The 1,097-nt window shown below is 67.5% G+C and carries 2 protein-coding genes; both read right to left on the reverse strand.

From position 1 onward, the window contains the following. The coding region (locus tag A5714_RS05865) for a class I SAM-dependent methyltransferase (protein WP_156747184.1) at positions 1–541 on the reverse strand (541 nt) is incomplete at its 3' end. Between the two features lie 54 nt (positions 542–595). After that, a partial coding sequence (locus tag A5714_RS26490; RefSeq protein ID WP_068283682.1) for a TetR/AcrR family transcriptional regulator occupies positions 596–1,097 on the reverse strand: 502 nt, incomplete at its 5' end.

Genomic DNA, 1,097 nt, shown 5'->3' on the forward strand with positions numbered 1-1,097 from the left:
CCGCGCCGAGCAGCGCGGCCGGCCAGTCGTCGCGCAGGTCCACCGGGACCGGTCGGCGGATCGCGGCGGGTGACGCGCCCAGCGATTCCAGGGTCGAGGTCTTGTACTCCAGCACCTTGGGCTGGTCGATCTCGTACACCGACGTGCCGGTGGGCCAGGGCAGCCGGTAGGCCCGGGAGTCCAGCCCGGCCGCCAGGATCACCACCTGGCGGATGCCCGCGTCCGCGGCGGCGGCGAAGTAGCTGTCGAAAAAGTGCGTCCGCACCGCCTGATAGTCGATGCCGAGCCGGTGGGCGCGTTGCCCGTATTCGTCTCCGTCGAGCCAGCCGACGTCGGGGTCGGCCAGGCGGGCCCACGCCGGGCCGGCCGAGGACACCAGCACGCGGGCGTATTCGTCGCGGATCAGCGGGTCCGGTCGGGCGGTTTCGGCCGCGCGCGCGGCGGCCACCCCCAGCGCGGTGGCGCCGACGAGTTCGGTGATGGTCCAGCTGTCACCGGAGGTCCGTTGCGAGGGCGGTAACGAGGCGTCCAGGTCAGTCATATCCGCCCAGAATACCGGCAAAGGTTAGTTAGCCTATGCGCTTTGTGCGCTACGTCACTGCAGATCGGCCGACCGGCGGAACGCTCCCTCGAGGAGTCGGCGCATCATCCCGGTGATCGACAGCAGGGCTTCGGGGCCCTGCACGAAGCCCGCATACAGGCCCACCCCGCACAAAAGGACGAGCAAGGCCTCGATCAACGCTGGCACGTCGACGTCAGGGGGAACCTCGCCGCTGGTCACCGCGTCGTTGACGATGCGGTTCAGAAAGTCCCGGCACAGGCGCACGGAGTCGTTCTCGGTGGTGTTCCACTCGGGGTGCCGCTGCGACTCGAGGACGCCGGAGATGATCATCGCCGATCCGCCCATGGTCTCGATATTGCCGCGCACCGCCACGGAGATGAATGTCGTGAGCTGTGCCGCCAGCCCGGTTTCTTGATATGCCCGTTCAATTCCGGCACCGATGATGAATTTATTTGTTTCGTCCAGCACTTCCCGATACAACGTCCGCTTGCTGGAGAAGTAGTGGTTGATCGCCGGCCGGGTCAGGTCCGCGCGC

It is taken from the genome of Mycobacterium sp. E2462, from assembly GCF_001672685.1.
Lineage (GTDB): Bacteria > Actinomycetota > Actinomycetes > Mycobacteriales > Mycobacteriaceae > Mycobacterium.